We start from the raw sequence: 16,784 nt of genomic DNA, 5'->3' as shown, positions 1-16,784 counted from the left end.
AGCGCCATTTTTTTTAGAAGTTTGTTAGCTTCTTTAAATCGTGTATCGTTTGCGTTGGATTTTCGGCTTTGAAAACAAAGCTTCCAGCCACCAGAACATCAGCTCCAGCTTCCACTAATTGTTTTGCGTTTTTATTGGTTACACCACCATCAACTTCAATGATTGTAGATGCTCCTTTTTTAATGATTAAAGCTTTTAACTTCTCAATCTTAGTATAGGTGTTTTCTATAAAAGATTGTCCTCCAAAACCAGGATTCACACTCATGATGCAAACTAAATCAATGTCATTGATCACGTCTTCTAGTAAGTCAATATTAGTATGTGGATTAATGGCAACTCCAGCTTTCATTCCTTCGGCTTTTATTGCTTGTAGCGTTCTGTGAAGGTGTGTACAAGCTTCATAGTGTACGCTTAGAATATTGGCACCTAATTCAGCAAAAGTTTTAATGTAACGGTCTGGATCGACAATCATCAAGTGAACGTCAATTGTTTTTTTTGCATGGCGATTAATGGCTTCTAAAACGGGCATTCCATAAGAAATGTTTGGAACAAAAACGCCATCCATGATGTCGATATGAAACCAATCGGCTTCACTGTTGTTAATCATTTCGATGTCGCGTTGTAGATTACCAAAATCGGCAGCAAGCACTGATGGTGCAATAAGTGTATTCTTCATTGTGTAGTTGTTGTGTAGAGATGCACTGCGGTGTTTCTTTACAGATTGTATTGTTTGTGCAAAAGTAGTTTTTTTGCAGCAATTGGAGAAAGTTTTTTATAGATTCAATTAGTGAATTATCCTGTGATTTGCGTAAAGGATAGAGGCAGTATCCTCGAAGTGTAACGGAGAGATAAAGCCGAAAGCCTGACCCGTAGTTTTTACGGAGGGTTACGCCATATTAGTGAAAAGTGAAAAGTGAAAAGTGAAAAGTGAAAAGTGAAAAGTGAAAAGTGAAAAGTGAAAAGTGAAAAGAATTCAGATTTAAAAAATAAAACTCCGGAAACCCGAGAGCGAAGCTCGAACTGACTGGAGTTTTGCTGAAAAAAGCAAAACTCCGGTAATCAGCCGGAGTTTCAATCATCAATCAAAAAACGAACAGTTAATCAGACCGTCGTTACTTATTAGTCGAAAGCCGAAAGTCAAAAATCATACTGTTGTTGGACGATATGATTTTTGACTTTGTAGCATTTGACTGTACTATCCTAAATAGGTTTTTAGTATTTTACTTCTAGAAGTGTGTTTTAATCTGCGGATTGCTTTTTCCTTGATTTGACGCACACGCTCACGAGTTAGGTCGAAAGTTTCCCCGATTTCCTCTAATGTCATTGGGTGTTGATCGCCAAGACCAAAGTACAAACGAACTACATCAGCTTCTCTTGGAGTTAATGTTTCCAATGAACGCTCGATTTCGGTACGCAATGATTCGTGGATTAATTCTCTGTCTGGATTTGGAGATTCGCCTGAACGTAAAACGTCGTAAAGGTTAGAATCTTCTCCTTCTACAAGAGGTGCATCCATTGATAAGTGACGACCAGAGTTTTTCATGCTCTCTTTTACGTCATTTACGGTCATGTCAAGTTCTTTTGCAATTTCCTCAGCAGATGGTGGACGCTCGTTAGATTGCTCTAATAAAGCGTACATCTTGTTGATTTTATTGATAGAACCAATTTTGTTCAAAGGCAAACGAACGATACGAGATTGTTCAGCCAATGCTTGTAATATAGATTGACGAATCCACCAAACGGCATACGAAATGAATTTGAAACCACGAGTTTCATCAAAACGTTGTGCTGCTTTTATCAATCCTAAATTTCCTTCGTTAATCAAATCGGGAAGCGTTAACCCTTGATTTTGATATTGTTTTGCCACCGAAACCACGAAACGTAAATTGGCTTTTGTCAATTTCTCTAATGCTTTCTGGTCACCAGCTTTAATCTTTTGTGCTAATTCTACTTCTTCGTCAGCGGTAATAAGGTCAACTTTTCCAATTTCTTGTAAATACTTGTCTAATGATGCAGTTTCACGATTTGTTACCTGCTTGGTGATTTTAAGTTGTCTCATGTTTTTGTCTCCTCAATTTTTAAGTGTACAAATGATTATACGTATGGAGTTTCAGAAAAGTTACAATTGTTTTTAAAATAAAGTAAATAAAAACAAAAATCCCGTTTCAAATTCATGAAACGGGATTTCCTATAAATAAACCTTTAGTAAACTTAAGATCTGATTACTCTTTTCTTTCCTCACGTGGAGGTCTTGGCAAAAGTGCTTTTCTTGACACTTTTTCTTTTCTTGTTTTTGGATCCATACCTAAGTATTTCACTTGAAAAACATCGCCCATTTTAACAACGTCAGAAACGTTTTCAGTACGTTCCCAAGCTAACTCAGATACGTGAAGTAATACTTCATTTCCAGGAGCTTCTAGGTATTCTACTACTGCACCAAAATCAAGCATTTTGATTACTTTCACATCATAGGCTTCATTCATTTGTGGTTTGAAAGTGATTGACTTAATTTTAGCCAATACTGCTTCAATTCCAGCAGGATCTGTTCCTAAGATTTCAATAACACCTTCTTCAGTAGTTGGGTCTTCATTGATAACAATTGTTGTTCCTGTTGTTTTTTGTAATTCTTGAATCACTTTTCCACCAGGTCCAATCAACGCACCAATAAATGCATTAGGAATTCTTCTTGTAATAATTTTTGGAGCATACGCTTTAACATCTGCTTTAGGCTCAGCTAAAGTTTCGATTAATTTTCCAAGAATATGCAAACGACCGTCACGAGCTTGCGCTAATGCTGCTTCCATAATCTCGTATTTCAAACCATCAATCTTGATGTCCATTTGACAAGCTGTAATTCCTACAGAAGTTCCAGTTACTTTAAAGTCCATGTCTCCTAAGTGATCTTCATCACCAAGAATATCAGATAATACAGCAAAACGTTCTCCGTCAGTAATTAATCCCATCGCAATTCCAGAAACTGGACGAATCATTTGAATACCAGCATCCATAAGTGCTAATGTTCCAGCACAAACTGTTGCCATAGAAGATGAACCGTTAGATTCTAAAACTTCAGATACTACACGAATTGTATACGGACAATCAGTAGGAATCATGTTTTTTAATGCTCTTTGAGCCAAGTTTCCGTGACCTACTTCTCTTCTTGAAGTTCCTCTTAAAGGACGTGCTTCACCAGTTGAGAAAGGAGGGAAGTTATAATGTAGGTAGAATTTTTCTTCACCTTGTTCTGATGGAGAGTCAATTTGGTTTGCTTCTCTAGAGGTTCCTAAAGTTGCTGTTGCCAATGCTTGTGTTTCTCCACGAGTAAACAATGCTGATCCGTGAACAGATGGTAAGTAATCTACTTCACTCCAGATTGATCTGATTTCGGTAGTTTTTCTTCCGTCTAAACGTGTTCCTAAATCTAGGGTTACGTTACGAACCGCTTCTTTGTTAGTTTTGTAAAAATATTTAGAAACTAAATCGCCATTTGCGGCTAATTCTTCTTCTGTAAATAATGCTTTTACTTCTTCTTTTACTTCTGCAAATGAAGCTGTACGTTCTTGTTTTGAAGAACCTTTGCTTGCAATAGCATAAATTTTATCGTAGGATGCGTCTTTTACTTTTGCATAAATAGCCTCATCTTCTCTTTCTCCTTCATAGGTACGAACTTCTTTTTTCCCAAAAGCAGCTTGCAAACGTAGTTGAGCAGCAATTTGATTTTTGATGTGTTCGTGTGCAAATTTAATTGCTTCTAACATTTCTGCTTCTGAAATTTCTTTCATTTCACCTTCTACCATCGCGATAGAATCCATTGAAGCTCCAATCATCATATCGATATCAGATAATGCTAATTGTGCGCGACTTGGATTAATGATGAATTTACCATCAATTCTTCCAACTCTAGCTTCAGAAATTAAAGTTTCGAAAGGAATGTCAGACAAAGCTAATGCTGCTGAAGCGGCTAAACCAGCTAATGCATCTGGCATAACATCTTCGTCGTAAGACATTAATTGAATCATAACCTGCACTTCGGCGTGATAATCATCTGGGAAAAGTGGACGCAATACACGGTCTACTAAACGCATTGTTAACACTTCGTTATCACTTGGACGCGCTTCTCTTTTAAAGAAACCACCAGGAAAACGACCTGCTGCAGCAAATTTTTCACGGTAATCTACCGTAAGTGGTAAAAAGTCGATACCTGGACTTGCTTTTCTTGAAGATACTACTGTTCCTAAAATAACAGTTTTTCCTATTCTTACTACTACAGATCCATCAGCTTGTTTGGCTAAACGACCTGTCTCGATTGTGATGTTTCTGCCATCACCTAAATCGATACTTTCTACAAATAATTGTGGAATCATAAATTTAATTTATTAGTTAAACATGGGTTCTAGTTGTGTTGTAGTTGTTGTTTTGCGTAGTTAATGCCTAAAACCCAATGAAAAACCAAACTTTTTTTATTCATCCGTACTAATTTAGTACAGACTTTATGGTGTAGTCTTGATTCTAATCCCTTTTGTGTCAGGACCAAAATAGAACCTTTAGACTTTAAATTGTAAAATAAAAAAAGAGGCACTTTCGCACCTCTTTTATATTGATTATTTTCTGATATTCAATACTTTGATAATTTCACGGTATCTGTTGATTTCTGTTTTCTTCAAGTAATCCAACAAAGATCTTCTTTTACCTACAAGCAATACTAATGAACGCTCTGTATTATAATCATGACGATTTTTTTTCAAGTGCTCAGTCAAGTGGCTAATTCTGAAAGTGAATAAAGCAATCTGCGCTTCAGCTTTTCCTGTGTTTGTTTTTTCTCCGTGTTGAGCGAAGATTTCTTCTTTAATCTCTTTAGTTAAATACATTCCAATATTTGTTTAATGATTTTTATGTATGTCATACATCTATTATATGACGGCTGCAAAAGTAAAAATAATTATGACAAGAACAAAATAAACCTTTCTTTATTTGTGAATTGGCGAAGCATTTATGAATTGCCAGTGATGCATTGTTTTAAATCTTAATATAACTTCGCAATTTCTTGATTCACAAACTCTAGGAATTTTTCATCCTCTTCAGTGAAAGGATCTATTACATGGCTGTCAATATCAATTTGACCTATGTTTTCTCCGTTTACAAAAAGCGGTACCACGATTTCTGATTTTACAGTAAAACTACAAGCGATGTAATTGTCTTGCGCCGAAACGTCTGGAACTACAAAATTTTCGTTAGAAACGGCTACTTGTCCGCAAATTCCTTTTCCGAAAGGGATTACCGTATGATCTGTTTCTGCTCCTACATAAGGTCCTAAGTGCAATGTTTTAGATTCATGATTTGCAAAATAAAATCCAACCCAATTGTAATAGGAAATGGAGTCGCTAAGCAATTGACAAATAGATAAAAGTTTTTCGTCTCTGGATTGTGCAGTGTTTAAAGTGATTTCGGTTATTTTTGGTTGTAATTCTTGAAATGTCATGTTTTTAATTTTTATTTATGCAAAAGTATTTAAAGCCAGTTTCAAAAATTACATAAATTTGTTAAAAATTTGATTTTGAAAAAATATTTTATTCTCTACAAACCGTTTTTGCTTTTTCTTGGCACTTTTTTTTTGACATATATAGTACTGACTTTTTTGTATCAGCAATATCTTAATGGTTTTGAAGAAAACGAAATGGATTCTATTACCAGAATAGTGAGTGATAATACACAATGGGTTATGCAATTATTTAATGACCAATCCTACATTGAAGAAAGTGCAACACATTCTTTTATGAAGTTGTTTTTCAATGATAAATATGTTGCCCGAATTGTCGAAGGCTGCAATGCAATCAGCGTAATTATTTTGTTCATTTCATTTGTGGTCGCTTTTTCAGGAAGGCTACAAACAACCTTACTTTTTATCTTTGGCGGAAGCCTACTTATTTATGTGTTGAATGTTTTGAGAATTGCGGCTTTAAGTGCCCTGATTTTTTATTTTCCAAAACAAGAGCCGTTTTTACACGGAGTCCTTTTTCCTTTGTATATTTATGGTGTAGTTTTTATGTTGTGGTTAATTTGGGTTCGTAATTTTTCTAAATATGCTTCAAAAGATACTAAATAACAAAATTCGAGTTCTGCAATTCCTTTTTTTGGTGGCATTGTTAGTGCTGGTTCGTGCTTTTGAAAATGAGTTATTCTATGATCCTTTTTTGGATTTTTTCAAAAAAGATTTTGCCAAGCTACGATTGCCAAGTTTTAATTCGACAAAATTATTTTTAGGATTATTTTTCCGATATACATTAAATACCGCTATTTCATTGGGTATTATCTACGTCCTCTTCAAAGATGTGACAATGGTGAAGTTTGCTTTTGCACTGTATTACTTTTTCTTCATGATTTTAATGGCTGCTTTTTTCTACATTGTCTATTACGCAAATGAAAATAGTAATTGGATTCTATTTTATGTCCGTAGGTTTTTAATCCAACCTATTTTTGTGTTGTTATTTGTTCCGGGATTTTATTATCAAAAACAAAATAAGTAGTCTTTTTTCCGTATCTTTAGTGGTGATTTAAGAGTTTGTTTATTAAAACATTACGAATATGAAAATCATCAAACATTCTGGAGATATTGTAGAATTTAACTCAGATAAACTCAAAAAATCTCTATTAAAATCAGGTGCAAGTACTGTTGTGGTTGATGCCATACTTAGTGCCATAAAAAAGCAGATGTATGAAGGTATTTCTACGAAAGAAATCTATAAAATGGCTTTTTCGCTGTTGAAAAAAAGTGCTAATTCCCATGCAGCACGTTATAATTTAAGAGAAGCAATTCGGCTTTTAGGTCCAGCAGGTTTCTTTTTCGAGAAATATATAGCCCGTCTTTTTGTTGCGGAAAACTACAAAACGATTACCAATTTGACTTTGCAAGGAAAATGTGTTTCGCATGAAATAGATGTTTTGGTCAACAAAAATGAAACTATAGCTATGGTCGAATGTAAATATCATGCGGGCAGAGATGTTGCTTCTGATGTGAAAGTTCCAATGTATATTTTGTCTCGTTTTAATGATATAAAAGAAAGGAAGCATCCTATTTTTGACCAAAAAGATATCGTTTCTAAATGCTGGATTGTTACTAATAACCGTTTCACTGCAGATGCAATTACATTTTCTAAATGTTCCGAATTGAGTTTGCTGAGCTGGAACTATCCAGCGGACAATAATTTGAAAACCAAAAATGATACTAATTCGCTTTATCCAGTCACCTGTTTGACAACTTTGTCTCTCGCTGAAAAAGATAAGTTGCTAATTCTAGATGTCATTTTAGTAAAGGAAATAATTAACAATTCGGATTGTCTCAATAGGATTGGATTAAGTGAAAATCGGATGAAAAATGTGCTGAAAGAGGCATCAGAATTATGTAGGTATTTTTAAGTAGTAAGTTTGTACTGTCAGTTTAATTTTAAAAATCAAATCCCATGAAAGTAAGATTTATAGGTGGTGCGGGAACTGTAACCGGTTCTAAAACATTAATTGAAAGTAACGGAATTCGGATTTTGATTGATTGTGGATTGTTTCAAGGATTAAAGCCGTTGCGCGAACTTAACTGGGAACCTTTGCCTGTTTTGGCATCAACAATAGACTTTGTTTTGCTCACTCATGGACATTTAGATCATTGCGGCTGGTTGCCAAGATTAGTTAATCAAGGTTTTTCAGGGAAAATATACTGTACAAGGCCCACAAAAGATATTACCAAAATAATTCTTTTAGATAGTGCAAAGATTCAGGAAGAAGAGGCTAATAATGCCAATGAAGGGAAATATTCGAAACATGAAATTGCTGAACCTCTTTATACCGTTGAACAAGCCGAGAATGTTTTTCCACTATTTAGAGTAATTGAAACTAATGAGGCTGTTGCTTTAGATGCTCAAATCGAAGCTGTTTATACCAATGCAGGACATATTCTGGGCGCATGCAGTATTGCTTTAACCCTTGAAAATAAAACCTTAGTTTTCTCAGGGGACATTGGCCGCGATGATGATGTGTTGATGTTTCCGCCAACTAAACCTAAAAAAGCCGATTATGTTTTTCTGGAAAGTACGTACGGAAATCGTATTCATCCTAAAACGGACACCAAATTAGAATTGGAAATGTATATAAATAATACCGTCAATAAAGGTGGAACGATTATTATTCCGAGTTTTGCCGTAGAGCGTGCCCAAACCATCATGTATCTATTGTGGCAACTCAGGGAAGAAGATAGAATCCCTCATATTCCATACATTATCGATACTCCAATGGGAATCAATGCGCTAAATATTTTTTCGAATAACCAAAAGTGGCACAAATTGTCCTTGGAAGAATGTGCCGAAATGAGTGAAATGTTTTCATTAGTTTCAGATTATCAGGAAACCATGGAGGTGATTTTTGATGAACAACCTAAAGTGGTGATAGCAGCCAGCGGAATGGTAACTGGAGGAAGGGTTTTGAGTTATCTCGAACATTATATTGGTCTTCCGGAAACTACTTTGATTATTGTAGGATATCAGGCGGAAGGAACGCGTGGAAGAAAGTTATTAGAAGGAGCAACAGAAATTAAAATTCATGGGCAATATTATCCGGTAAAAGCAAATGTGCTAGAAATACAAGGTTTATCAGCGCATGGAGATCAAAACGATTTGTTGAATTGGTTGTCAAAATTGGAAAATAAACCCAAAAAAGTGTTTTTAGTTCATGGTGAAAATGAGCCGATGGATGAACTACGAATAAAAATTCAGGAAAAATATGGTTTTGACTGTAAAATTCCTTTAATGGAGCAAGAATTTGAGTTATAAATCTTTTATTTACTGAAATTCCACATTAATATTGCGATTAAGTCGGTGAGAAAATGAGGTAATTCTTGTGACGTTTTTTAGAAACTTTGTTGTCTAATTTATATTCAAAATGAAGTGATATACTGAACCGTTAATAAAACTTTAAAATAAAGCAATAAATTGTTGTTAAGATATATTATCCGTACTTTCACGCACGAATAATTTTAGCATAAAAAACCTAAGAATGAACGATTTTGATTGGAAGAATTTAATTGACCCACTTTTTTATATTCATTTTGATGTTAATGGAATTAAATTGGGTATTTACATAGTTTTATTTATTGTATTTGCCGAAACAGGCCTCTTTGCTGGTTTCTTTTTGCCAGGTGATAGTTTGTTATTTTTGGCGGGAATTTACAGCCGAGAATTAATAGAGAATATTTTATTTATTGATAACGATTTTATAAATGTTGTTCTTTTATCAACTCTTGTAGCATTATCAGGAATTTTAGGAAATGTAGTAGGATACTGGTTTGGTTCAAAAAGTGGATACTATTTGTACAACAAGGAAGATAGTTTTTGGTTTAAGAAAAAATATTTAGTTCAATCCAAAGACTTTTTTGAAAAATACGGTGGAAAAGCAATCATCTTTGCTCGTTTTCTTCCAATATTTAGAACCTTTGCGCCTATAGTAGCAGGAATTGTGTCCATGGATAAACAAAAATTCATGTTTTATAATGTCCTGAGTTCATTTATCTGGTCGTTTACATTAATTTTTGCCGGACATTATTTATATGGTTTCTTACTTGAAAATTATCAAATTGATTTAAAAGAACACATCGAATTAATTGTTTTGATTTTAGTTGGAATAACGGTCTTACCCGTAATTTACAAGTTCAGTAAAAAATCAAAAGTTCAAGAATAAGAAAAAATTACAACTCATAAAAAAACCGTCTCGATATAATCGAGACGGTTTTTTATTTTAAGGAAGATGCTATTACATCATTCCTGGCATACCTCCACCCATTGGGTTTCCGCCACCATTATCTTCTTTGATATCGATCAAAGCACATTCAGTAGTTAATATCATTCCGGCAACCGAAGCTGCGTTTTCTAATGCTACACGTGTTACTTTTTTAGGATCAATAATACCTGCTTTAAGCATGTCAACATATTCGTCAGTTTTTGCATTGTACCCAAAGTCACCTGTACCTTCAGCAACTTTTGCTACAACAACTGAACCTTCAAGACCTGCGTTTTCAACAATAGTTCTTAATGGAGATTCTACGGCACGAGATACAATTTGGATTCCTGTTGCTTCGTCAGCATTATCAGCTTTAATTGTGCTAAGTGCATTTTTAGCTCTCAATAAAGCAACACCACCACCAGCAACAATTCCTTCTTCAACAGCAGCGCGAGTTGCATGAAGTGCATCGTCAACTCTATCTTTTTTCTCTTTCATTTCTACTTCAGAAGCAGCACCAACATAAAGTACAGCAACTCCACCAGCTAATTTAGCCAAACGTTCCTGCAACTTTTCTTTGTCATAATCAGAAGTTGTAGCTTCCATTTGACCTTTGATTTGGTTAACACGATTCTTGATAATGTCAGCTTCACCAGCACCACTTACAATCGTTGTATTGTCTTTATCGATAGTCACTTTTTTAGCAGTTCCTAACATTTCGATAGTTGTGTTTTCTAAAGTGTATCCTCTTTCTTCTGAGATTACAGTTCCACCTGTTAAGATAGCAATATCTTCAAGCATTGCTTTTCTTCTGTCACCAAAACCAGGTGCTTTTACAGCAGCGATTTTCAAAGCTCCACGTAATTTATTTACAACCAATGTAGATAATGCTTCACCATCAACATCTTCAGCAATAATCAATAATGGTTTTCCAGATTGCGCAACTGGCTCAAGAACTGGTAATAATTCTTTTAAAGAAGAAACTTTTTTATCGTACAAAAGGATGTAAGGATTTTCCAATTCTACTTCCATTTTTTCTGAATTAGTCACAAAATATGGAGAAAGATATCCTCTATCAAATTGCATTCCTTCTACAACATCAACATACGTATCAGTTCCTTTAGCTTCTTCAACAGTAATAACGCCTTCTTTTCCAACTTTTGCGAAAGCAGTAGCGATTAACTCACCAATTACTTCGTCATTGTTAGCTGAAATCGAAGCAATTTGTTTGATTTTCTCAGAATCGCTTCCTACTACTTTTGCTTGTTTTGCCAAGTCAGCTACAATCGCTTCAACCGCTTTGTCAATACCGCGTTTCAAATCCATAGGATTAGCTCCTGCAGCAACGTTTTTCAAACCTTCTTTTACAATAGCTTGTGCCAAAACTGTTGCAGTTGTAGTTCCGTCTCCAGCTAAATCATTCGTTTTAGAGGCAACTTCTTTTACCATTTGAGCACCCATGTTTTCCAATGGATCTTTCAATTCAATTTCTTTTGCAACGGTAACACCATCTTTAGTAACATTTGGTCCGCCAAAAGCTTTTCCAATAATTACATTACGACCTTTTGGTCCAAGAGTTACTTTTACTGCATTTGCCAATGCATCAACACCGCGTTTTAATCCGTCACGTGCTTCTATATCAAATTTTATATCTTTTGCCATTTCTTTGCTTTTTGTTTAAAGTTTAATTTGTTTAAAGTTTCAAGTTGTCTTGATACTTAATTCTTAGGACTTAATACTATTTAGATAATTGCTAAAATATCGTCTTCACGCATGATCAAATAATCTTTTCCTTCTAGTTTTAATTCAGTTCCAGCGTATTTTCCGTAAAGAACAGAATCACCAATTTTTACAGTCATTGTATGTTCTTTCGTTCCGTTACCAACAGCAACAACAGTTCCTTTTTGTGGTTTTTCTTTTGCTGTATCTGGAATAAAAATCCCTGAAGCAGTTTTTGTTTCAGCTGCAACGGGTTCGATAAGAACTCTGTCTGAAAGTGGTTTAATGTTTAAAGCCATGATTTTATATTTTTAGATTATTTATTTTAACGTCTATAAAGATTTCAGAAATTATGCCATCCTAATCAAACTGACATAATTTCTTATAAAAAATGCCAGCTTTGACAGGCTGGCATTTAGAATATGTTGTAATAATTTATTGTGCTGGATTTGTTGCAGCAGGTGTGTTTTGAGCAGGAGCAACTGGAGTGTTTGCGGCTGGCGCTGTACTTCCTGTGTTTTCAATGATTTTAGAATCTGTATCACTTAATGTTCCTGTAAAGCTTAAGCTAGAAAGTAAAATAAGTGCAATTAGTATAGTTGCTAATGTCCAAGTACTTTTGTCTAAAAAATCAGTTGTTTTTTGTACGCCACCCAGCATTTGAGAACCACCTATTGTAGATGATAATCCGCCACCTTTAGGGTTTTGAACCATGATTACTACGATTAATAGAAAACAAACTATAGTTATTAAAACTAAAAAAATTGAAAATGTGCTCATTGTTTAATTATTATTATGTTGTAAAATCTTAATATCCGTTATGCGGTCTGCAAAGAAACTACTTTTTTCTGGATATTTCAAAATTAATATTTCATAAGCTTGAATCGCTTTTTGATATTTTTTTTGTTCCAAATAAACGCGAGCTAAAGTCTCTGTCATCAACGAAGAATTGTCCGCTGCATTTAGGTCGAAACTAACGGTAGAAGGTACGCCATGTTTTACTGGAGAAATCTTCGGACTCGTTTCAATAAATTTATCAATAAGTTCTATTTTTTTTCTTTTGTCGGCATCTACAATAGGAGTAGGCTCATTTCTTGGTTGCTCATTTTCTCTTTTGATAGGTTCGGTACGCGAAAGCTGAAGCCATTCTTGGAAGGAATGTTGTTCTTTTTTAGAGAAATCTAACGGTGTTCCAATAGCTAGTTTTTCTTCAACGGTAATTGAAGTACCTTCTTTTTCAATTGGAGAGGCTTCTTTTATTAAGGTCAGAATCGATTGTTCTAATGTGTTTATTTTAAGTTCAGACTTTTGTTCAGCAATAATAATCTCACTATCGATTACTTGTATGTCTAAAATTTCAAGTGCTTTTCTATCATATAGACTTTTATGAATAGAAGTAAACGTGTCTGATGTAATGAAATCAAATAAAACCGATCTGTCCGTTGAATAGGCAGCTGTTATTTTTAAAGCCGCATTGTATTTAAAACTGTTTTGATTGTAAAGTCCTTTTAACTGAATTGCTCTGGCACTTTGGAAATAAGGAAACTCAACGAGTACTTTTTCCAAAGCCTCGGTTTGCTTTTCATGGATAGCATCGGGTTTGTTGATCAAATAAGTATAATCGGTTACATTCATAAAGGTTACTCGTTTATTTGGTTATTCGTTTATTTGTTCTCAGATTAACCGAATCAACAAATTACCGAATCAACACTTCATTTACCATTTAGCTAATGATTCGTTGAAAATATCTTGCGTTATTCTTTCAAAAATATCTTTCAAAGCACTATTCAAAGTCGCGCCTGTTAATTGTTGTTCTGCAGGATAATCATAGAAAAAGGTGAATGGTTTTTCAAAATCATCTGCTTCTTTTTTCTTATTGGTAAAACGAACATTCACACGAATCGTCAGACGGTTTTGAGCAGCTCTCTGATCCGCTGTTGCTGTCATTGGACTTATTCTATAATCGACAATTTCTCCTTCGTATGACAAATCAGCACCGTTTTTAACTAAGTTCAAATTGGTTTGGTTCTGAATCAAATCTTGTAGTTCTAATGTAAATGTACGATCAATTCCGGGTTCGATTAACTCCGCATTATTCTGAAAAAAGCCCACTTGAAATGTTTCGGCGTCAATTTTACCGGTTCCTGTAAAGTTATAAACCGAGCAACTATTGATGCTCAATATAAGTATTGAAAAAAGAATAAGTTTTATATGTTTCATTTTTTATTTTAAAAATTGCCTCGCTAATTTGCTAAAGTTTGGTTCAAATATATTCATTTTCAATCAAAGACATTTAGGTCTCGAAAGAAAAACTACAAATCAAATTGCTTGATTTTTCTATATAAAGTCCGTTCTGAAATTCCCAATTCATCCGCGGCTGCTTTTCGTTTTCCTTTATTTTTTTCTAATGATTTTTTAATCATTTCAATTTCTTTTTGTTCTAAACGCAAGGTTTCCTCTTCCTCAACGGTTTCTGCAAAAAGATAATTATCATCATGTTCCTGGTATAAATCCTCATTGTTTTGAGCCGCTATTAAGGAAGCTCTAGGTTCTTCTTCAAAATCTATTTCACTGTCATTTTCTTTTGAACCGTATATTTTTTTTATCAAATGCTGATTCGTCTCTTGCACTTTTGAACTTCCGCTTTGAATCAGTTCCAGTGTTAATTTTTTCAAATCATTCAAATCACTTTTCATGTCAAAAAGGACTTTGTACAAAATTTCCCTTTCAGTACTAAAATCACTTTCGCTTTTTTTATCTTTAATTACAGAAGGTAAATTGCTTCCTTGCGCTGGCAAATAAGATTGTAACGTGACTGCTGATATATCCCGATTAGTTTCTAAAACGGAGATTTGTTCCGCAACATTTCGTAATTGTCTAATGTTTCCGCTCCAACGAAATTTCTGCAATAATTGAATAGCATTTTCGTCTAGTTTCAAAGGAGGCATTTTGTATTTATGTGCAAAATCAGCAACGAATTTCCTGAATAACAAATGAATGTCGTCTTTTCGATCGCGTAAAGGTGGCAAAGTAATATCCACCGTGCTCAAACGATAATACAAATCCTCACGGAATTTCCCTTTTTCAATCGCATCAAATAAATTGACATTCGTAGCCGCAACAATTCGGACGTCCGTTTTCTGTACTTGTGAAGAACCGACTTTTATAAATTCGCCATTTTCGAGAACACGTAATAAGCGAACTTGAGTGGTAAGAGGTAATTCACCTACTTCATCCAGAAATATAGTTCCGCCGTCAGCCACTTCAAAATAACCTTCACGAGTGCCTGTGGCTCCAGTGAAAGCACCTTTTTCATGTCCAAAAAGTTCACTGTCAATAGTTCCTTCCGGAATGGCTCCGCAGTTTACGGCAATGTATTTTCCGTGTTTTCTATGCGAAAGTGAATGAATAATTCTAGGAATATTCTCTTTTCCAACTCCGCTTTCTCCAGCTACTAATACAGTAATATCGGTAGGAGCGACCTGTATGGCTTTTTCTATCGCACGATTAAGCTTCGGGTCATTCCCGATAATCTCAAATCGTTGTTTTATAGCTTGAACTGATTCCATATTATTTTTGTTTAAAGTTTTCTTTGCTTCAAGTTTCAAGTTATCGAGACAACTTTAAACCTGAAACTTGAAACAAACTTTTTCTTAATTCATCTCACTCAACCCAACTGCTTCACCTTTCAAAGTTCCGCTGGTACAAGAAGTAATTCTCACATTTACAAAATTCCCAATCTTGTAATTTTCTTTCGGAAAAACAACTGTAATACTTTGTGAATTTCTTCCTGAAAATTCTTCTGTCGATTTTTTCGAAACTTTTTCTACTAAGACTTCTACGGTTTGACCGATGAATTCTTCAGAGCGGAACCAAGCGTGTTTTTGTTGTAAATCGACAATTTCCTGCAATCTTCTTGCTTTTGTTTCTTCTGGAACGTCGTCTTCCATTTTTCTTCCCGCCAGTGTTCCAGGACGTTCCGAATACGAATACATATAACCAAAATTATATTTCACATATTCCATCAAACTCAAGGTATCTTGGTGGTCTTCTTCGGTTTCTGTTGGAAAACCACTAATCATATCCTGTGAAATCGAACCATTTGGAATAATAGTTCTGATTTTATCAATCAAAGTCATGTATTCTTCACGAGTATGTAAACGATTCATTTCCTTCAAAATTCTATTGCTTCCGGACTGAACCGGTAGGTGAATGTGCTTGCAAATATTAGGATGTTTCGCAATTACGTGCAAGATGCTTTCGTGCATATCTTGTGGATTTGAAGTCGAAAATCGAATGCGCATTTTTGGAAAACCAACCGCTACCATTTCTAATAACTGATCAAAATCTACCGCAGTAGCTTTTTGCATTTCGGTAGCATTCTCAAAATCTTTTTTCAATCCGCCGCCGTACCAAAGGAAACTATCCACGTTTTGTCCCAAAAGCGTAATTTCTTTAAATCCTTTGTCCCATAAATCTTGGATTTCTTTCATGATACTTTGTGGTTCACGGCTGCGTTCGCGTCCGCGGGTAAAAGGCACCACGCAAAACGTACACATATTATCACAACCACGCGTGATAGAAACCAAAGCTGTAATTCCGTTGCTCATCAATCGAACCGGTGAAATATCACCATAGGTTTCGTCTTTCGACAAAATCACGTTAATTGCATCACGGCCTTCTTCAACTTCTTGCAAAAGGTTTGGTAAATCTTTATAAGCATCAGGTCCTACTACAAGGTCTACAATTTTTTCTTCTTCGAGGAATTGACTTTTCAAACGTTCGGCCATACAGCCCAAAACGCCTACTTTCATTTTTGGATTAATGCGTTTTACAGCATTGTATTTTTCCAAACGTTTGCGAATAGTCTGCTCCGCTTTGTCTCGAATAGAACAGGTATTGACCAAAACCAAATCGGCTTCCTCTAACACCTGCGTTGTATTATATCCGTTTCCAGATAATATGGAAGCTACAATTTCGCTATCCGAAAAATTCATCGCGCAACCGTAACTTTCTATAAATAGTTTTTTTGTGTTCTCGGGCTTATTTTCTATAACAAGACTCTCACCTTGTTTGCTTTCTTCAATAATCTTTTCCATCCTATGTTTTCAAAGTGCAAAGATAACGCAATTCAAATAAATATGACAAGATGTCAGATTAAGAATTAACACTATTTTAAGGCGTTTGAAGGAACGGATAAATTGATTCAAAATTTACTGAATTTAAATATGTTAAAACCCGCCATTCAACGATTAAATTGACTTTTAAAATTTAAAAAACTTAAAATTTAAAAAAATCATATACTTTTG

17 protein-coding genes are annotated in these 16,784 nt (G+C 34.8%); 5 read left to right on the top strand and 12 right to left on the bottom strand.

Going from position 1 to position 16,784, the window contains the following annotated elements; all coding sequences use genetic code 11:
* Positions 1 to 13 precede the first annotated feature (13 nt).
* From rpe to IWX80_RS02825, 5 genes are all read right to left on the bottom strand, one after another.
* Entirely contained in the window at positions 14 to 676 is a 663-nt protein-coding gene (rpe, locus tag IWX80_RS02845; RefSeq protein ID WP_196852079.1) for a ribulose-phosphate 3-epimerase, read from the bottom strand.
* A gap of 519 nt (positions 677 to 1,195) precedes the next feature.
* Positions 1,196 to 2,059, bottom strand: coding sequence for a sigma-70 family RNA polymerase sigma factor (locus tag IWX80_RS02840; protein ID WP_007137700.1), 864 nt, complete (start codon positions 2,057 to 2,059; stop codon positions 1,196 to 1,198).
* 163 nt (positions 2,060 to 2,222) lie between these two features.
* On the bottom strand, positions 2,223 to 4,364 hold the full coding sequence (locus IWX80_RS02835; RefSeq protein WP_196852078.1) for a polyribonucleotide nucleotidyltransferase: 2,142 nt from the start codon (positions 4,362 to 4,364) through the stop codon (positions 2,223 to 2,225).
* Between the two features lie 237 nt (positions 4,365 to 4,601).
* Positions 4,602 to 4,868, bottom strand: a complete 267-nt coding sequence (rpsO, locus tag IWX80_RS02830) for a 30S ribosomal protein S15 (RefSeq protein WP_113634840.1) — start codon at positions 4,866 to 4,868, stop codon at positions 4,602 to 4,604.
* Positions 4,869 to 5,023: 155 nt separating this feature from the next.
* A complete protein-coding gene (locus IWX80_RS02825; protein WP_196852077.1) occupies positions 5,024 to 5,479 on the bottom strand; it encodes a GAF domain-containing protein in 456 nt (151 codons plus the stop codon).
* 75 nt (positions 5,480 to 5,554) lie between these two features.
* Between IWX80_RS02825 and xrtF the strand changes: the two genes are divergently transcribed.
* The 5 genes from xrtF to IWX80_RS02800 all read left to right on the top strand — a co-directional run bounded on the left by xrtF (position 5,555) and on the right by IWX80_RS02800 (position 9,717).
* Positions 5,555 to 6,103: an exosortase family protein XrtF gene (gene xrtF / locus IWX80_RS02820; RefSeq protein WP_196852076.1), complete on the top strand. Its 549-nt coding sequence runs from the start codon at positions 5,555 to 5,557 to the stop codon at positions 6,101 to 6,103.
* Positions 6,081 to 6,524 carry an exosortase F system-associated membrane protein gene (locus tag IWX80_RS02815; protein WP_196852075.1) on the top strand — a complete coding sequence of 148 codons (444 nt, stop codon included), beginning with the start codon at positions 6,081 to 6,083 and terminating at the stop codon, positions 6,522 to 6,524. The genes xrtF and IWX80_RS02815 overlap by 23 nt, the downstream gene beginning before the upstream one ends.
* A 58-nt stretch (positions 6,525 to 6,582) precedes the next feature.
* Positions 6,583 to 7,413, top strand: coding sequence for an ATP cone domain-containing protein (locus IWX80_RS02810; protein WP_196852074.1), 831 nt, complete (start codon positions 6,583 to 6,585; stop codon positions 7,411 to 7,413).
* A gap of 44 nt (positions 7,414 to 7,457) precedes the next feature.
* A complete protein-coding gene (locus tag IWX80_RS02805) occupies positions 7,458 to 8,813 on the top strand; it encodes an MBL fold metallo-hydrolase RNA specificity domain-containing protein (protein ID WP_196852073.1) in 1,356 nt (451 codons plus the stop codon).
* 223 nt (positions 8,814 to 9,036) lie between these two features.
* Complete coding sequence (locus IWX80_RS02800) at positions 9,037 to 9,717, top strand: DedA family protein (RefSeq protein WP_113634852.1); 681 nt, start codon at positions 9,037 to 9,039, stop codon at positions 9,715 to 9,717.
* Positions 9,718 to 9,789: 72 nt separating this feature from the next.
* Here IWX80_RS02800 and groL read toward each other — a convergent pair whose 3' ends face one another.
* From groL to miaB, 7 genes are all read right to left on the bottom strand, one after another.
* Positions 9,790 to 11,418: a chaperonin GroEL gene (gene groL, locus IWX80_RS02795; RefSeq protein ID WP_196852072.1), complete on the bottom strand. Its 1,629-nt coding sequence runs from the start codon at positions 11,416 to 11,418 to the stop codon at positions 9,790 to 9,792.
* A gap of 80 nt (positions 11,419 to 11,498) precedes the next feature.
* Positions 11,499 to 11,774, bottom strand: coding sequence for a co-chaperone GroES (locus tag IWX80_RS02790; RefSeq protein ID WP_007137725.1), 276 nt, complete (start codon positions 11,772 to 11,774; stop codon positions 11,499 to 11,501).
* A gap of 136 nt (positions 11,775 to 11,910) precedes the next feature.
* Complete coding sequence (gene secG, locus IWX80_RS02785; protein ID WP_113634855.1) at positions 11,911 to 12,255, bottom strand: preprotein translocase subunit SecG; 345 nt, start codon at positions 12,253 to 12,255, stop codon at positions 11,911 to 11,913.
* A 3-nt stretch (positions 12,256 to 12,258) separates the two neighbouring features.
* Complete coding sequence (locus IWX80_RS02780; protein ID WP_196852071.1) at positions 12,259 to 13,110, bottom strand: tetratricopeptide repeat protein; 852 nt, start codon at positions 13,108 to 13,110, stop codon at positions 12,259 to 12,261.
* Positions 13,111 to 13,191: 81 nt separating this feature from the next.
* Complete coding sequence (locus IWX80_RS02775; protein ID WP_121364480.1) at positions 13,192 to 13,695, bottom strand: LptE family protein; 504 nt, start codon at positions 13,693 to 13,695, stop codon at positions 13,192 to 13,194.
* A 92-nt stretch (positions 13,696 to 13,787) separates the two neighbouring features.
* On the bottom strand, positions 13,788 to 15,044 hold the full coding sequence (locus IWX80_RS02770; RefSeq protein ID WP_196852070.1) for a sigma-54 interaction domain-containing protein: 1,257 nt from the start codon (positions 15,042 to 15,044) through the stop codon (positions 13,788 to 13,790).
* Between the two features lie 84 nt (positions 15,045 to 15,128).
* Positions 15,129 to 16,574 (bottom strand): tRNA (N6-isopentenyl adenosine(37)-C2)-methylthiotransferase MiaB, encoded by a 1,446-nt coding sequence (gene miaB, locus IWX80_RS02765; RefSeq protein WP_196852069.1) that lies wholly within the window; start codon positions 16,572 to 16,574, stop codon positions 15,129 to 15,131.
* Between the last annotated feature and the right edge of the window lie 210 nt (positions 16,575 to 16,784).

Source organism: Flavobacterium sp. CAN_S2 (assembly GCF_015752255.1).
Classification (GTDB): Bacteria; Bacteroidota; Bacteroidia; order Flavobacteriales; family Flavobacteriaceae; genus Flavobacterium.
The sequence above is the reverse complement of the archived record's forward strand: the minus strand, read 5'-3'. Positions and strand labels throughout refer to the sequence as shown.